The organism is Sphaerisporangium sp. NPDC005288 (assembly GCF_040607475.1).
GTDB classification, from domain to species: Bacteria; Actinomycetota; Actinomycetes; order Streptosporangiales; family Streptosporangiaceae; genus Sphaerisporangium; species Sphaerisporangium rhizosphaerae.
This window is the reverse complement of the sequence record NZ_JBEXGT010000106.1, coordinates 1-3,019: the sequence shown is the minus strand read 5'-3', so window position 1 is coordinate 3,019 and position 3,019 is coordinate 1. Positions and strand designations below refer to the sequence as shown.

3 protein-coding genes and 1 pseudogene are annotated in these 3,019 nt (G+C 75.0%); 2 read left to right on the top strand and 2 right to left on the bottom strand.

From position 1 onward, the window contains the following. Positions 1-912 (top strand): carotenoid oxygenase family protein (locus tag ABZU32_RS40845; protein WP_354932146.1); only part of this gene is annotated, 912 nt, incomplete at its 5' end. Positions 913-1,152: 240 nt separating this feature from the next. Next, on the top strand, positions 1,153-1,893 hold the full coding sequence (locus ABZU32_RS40840) for an SRPBCC domain-containing protein (RefSeq protein WP_354852668.1): 741 nt from the start codon (positions 1,153-1,155) through the stop codon (positions 1,891-1,893). Positions 1,894-2,074: 181 nt separating this feature from the next. Here the strand turns inward: ABZU32_RS40840 and ABZU32_RS40835 are convergent, their stop codons facing one another. Both ABZU32_RS40835 and ABZU32_RS40830 read right to left on the bottom strand, forming a co-directional pair. Beyond that, complete coding sequence (locus ABZU32_RS40835) at positions 2,075-2,824, bottom strand: SRPBCC domain-containing protein (RefSeq protein WP_354932143.1); 750 nt, start codon at positions 2,822-2,824, stop codon at positions 2,075-2,077. Between the two features lie 5 nt (positions 2,825-2,829). Continuing rightward, positions 2,830-3,019 (bottom strand): annotated as a pseudogene (locus ABZU32_RS40830) (hypothetical protein); the annotation flags it as partial.

The following is a 3,019-nucleotide window of genomic DNA, read 5'->3' as shown; positions in this document are numbered from 1 at the left end:
CCCGGCGCGGGGGCCGCCGCCCCGGGGGCGCAGGTCGCCGCCCCGGTCCGCGACCACGCCGGCGGCGCGTGGCACACCGTGGCCGTGCGCCCCGGGTCCGACATCGCCGAGCACCTGGTCCTCGGGCCGGAGGGCGGCGTGCGCGACGTGCGGCCGTTCGCGCTCCCCGGCGCGCCGCTCGTGCACGCCGTGGCGGTCACCGAGCGGTTCGTCGTGGTGTTCGACCTTCCGGTCACCCACCACCGCGCCGCCGCGATGATGGGCTCCGGCTCGCCCTACCGCTGGCGGCCGGGCCGCCCCGCCCGCATCGGCCTGCTGCGGCGGGACGCCTGGGACCCCTCCGGGCCGATCTGGTTCCCGATCGACCCCTGCTACGTGTTCGAGGCCGTGAACGCCTACGACGACCGAGGGCGGGGAGTGGTGGTGGACGTCGTCCGTCACGAGCGCGCCTTCGACACCCCCTGGTGGGACCGCGACCGCGACGCCGGGCCCGCGTCGGTGCACCGCTGGACGCTGGACCTCGCCACCGGCACGGCCTCGGGGCGCACGTTGATCGCCTCGGCGGCGGAGGCGTCGGCCGACCCGCGGCGCGCCGGCCTGCGGCACCAGCTGGTGTTCGCCCGCGCGGCGGGCGGGCAGGCGGTCATCGGGCTGGACCTGGCGGCCGGCGTCACGCAGGTGCGCGAGCTCGGCCCGGGCCGGCGCGCCGGGCGGCCGGTCTTCGTGCCGCGTCCCGGCGCCCTGGAAGGGGACGGCTGGGTCATCGTGCTCGCCCGCGACCTGGCCCGCCGCCGCGGCGAGCTGCTGGTGCTCGACGCCCACAACCTGACCGGCCCTCCCCAGGCGGTGGTCCACCTGCCGGACGCCCCGCCCGACGCCGGTCACATCGCCTGGGCCGGCGAAGGGCGCTGACCGGCCACGGCGGACGCGCGCCCGGCACCCAGGCCGAGAATCCACCCCTTCGGCAAGGCGCACAGCGGCATTCCAGCGGCCATCCGGCGAGCGACCATCACCGACAACTAGAGTCGTATTGACAAATTAAACTTTCGGTGGCATCGTGATGCTCCGAGCGGCCGCCATCGCCTGGCGACCCGCTCGCTCACCGACACACCAGACGGCGCGCCCGTGGGCGCCGAGGACGAGGAGCTCCCGATGCCGCACGAGTTCGAGCTGCGCAAGCAGGTGACGCTGCAGGCGACCCCCGAGCAGGTGTGGGAGGCGATCGCCACCGGCCCCGGCGCCGACTCCTGGTTCATGGGACGCAACGAGATCGAGCCGCGTGTCGGCGGATCCGCCCGGCAGTACTTCGGCGACTTCCCGCCCTCCGAGGCCACCGTCACCGCGTGGGAGCCGGCCCGGCGCTTCGCCTTCCGCAGCCCCGAGAGCCCCGAAGGGCTCTTCATGGCCTTCGAGTACCTCATCGAGGGGCGCGGGCAGGGCACCACCGTCCTGCGCCTGGTGCAGAGCGGCGTCCTCGGCGACGACTGGGAGAGCGAGTACGACGCCCTCCGGCGCGGCTGGGACCTGTACCTGCACAGCCTCGGCCAGTACCTCGCCCACTTCCCCGGCCGCACGGCCACGGTCGTCTTCGGGGCGCGCCCGTCCGCGGGCGGCGCCGAGCCCGCGTGGGAGGTCCTCGAGCGCGGCCTCGGGCTGGCCGGCCCGGTCTCCGCGGGCGACCGCGTGCGGCTGACCCCCGAGGGGCTGCCGCCGGTCGAAGGGGTCGCCGACTACGTCGCCCCGGGCTTCCTCGGCGTGCGCACCGGCGACGCGCTCTACCGCTTCATCCTCGGCATGCACGACACGCTCGTCATCGGCCACCACCTGTTCGCGCCGGCGGACGCCGAAGAGAGCGAGCACGCCTGGCAGGCCTGGCTCGGCAAGCTGGCCTGAACGCCGGCCCGAACGCCTGGGTTCCGCCGGCAGGCGAGGGCCGCCCGGCGCGCGACGCGGCCGGGCGGGGCGGAGCCCGGCCGCCGGGCGGGACGTGACCGCCACGTCCCGTCCGGCGGACTTCACGCCCCGGCGCCGGCCGTCCCCCAGACGGGGTGCGAGGCCGGCCGACGGCGGGCGCTCAGGCGAACGCCTGGGCCAGCCAGGACTTCCACGCCTGCTCGGTCGCCTCGACGTCGGCGCCCTCGGTGAAGCCGTGCTGCTCCACCACGACCGTGTCGCGGTAGCCGTGCATGAACGTGTAGAGCGCGTCGCCGGTGCAGACGCTGGGGATGCTCGGGTACTCGGTGCTCTCGACCACGCCGTCCGCGGGCGGCAGCCCCGGCACGGACAGACGCACCGGCGTGCCGGGGGTGATCTCGCCCGCCACGCCCAGCGCGCTCTTGAACGCCGTCCACACCTGCTCGTGCCCGGGCACCTGGGGGCCGGGGACCAGCAAGGCGAAGGTCGAGGTGCGCCCGGGGAAGTGCTTGAGGTAGGCGGCGAGCTTGCGCATGTACATGCCGTCGCCCTTCTTCAGCGCGTCATACTGGGCCTCCCAGTCGTCGCCGAGGAAGCCGCTGTGCACCAGCCGCAGCACGGTGCTGCCCCGCTCGCGGCCCTCGATGAGGTAGTCGAAGGCCATGAACGTGCCGTCGGGGTTCTGCTCGCTCTGGTAGGTGAACCGCTTGCCGGGCTCCCACGCGGTGACCGTGGCGTTCGTGGTGTGCCCCATCAGGCTGTGGCGCACGGTGTTGCCCACGCCCGGCTCGACCTCGTTGCGCCCCATGAACCAGGAGTCGATGCCCGGCCCGGTGGCGATGGCCTCCCAGACCTCCTCGGGCGTCGCGTCGAGCGCGATCTCCTCGCGCACCTCGAATTCGTGCCGCATGCCGCTCACTGCTCCTTGGTCGCGTCCTTGGTCGCGGTCGGGGTGGCGCCGGTCTCGCCGGTCTCGCCGGGGCCGCCTGTCTCGACGGGGTCACGGGTGATGCTCGGGTGGACGGCCACGATGACCCGGTGGTCGCGCCCGCCCGCGGCCCCCTCGTCGTGGTACTTGCCCACCAGCGTGGTGACCGCCTCGGCC

Excerpts from the sequence above, each read along its gene's own strand:
- ABZU32_RS40840 (WP_354852668.1), top strand. The coding sequence starts at position 1,153 with ATGCCGCACGAGTTCGAGCTGCGCAAGCAGGTGACGCTGCAGGCGACC.
- ABZU32_RS40835 (WP_354932143.1), bottom strand. The coding sequence starts at position 2,824 with ATGCGGCACGAATTCGAGGTGCGCGAGGAGATCGCGCTCGACGCGACG.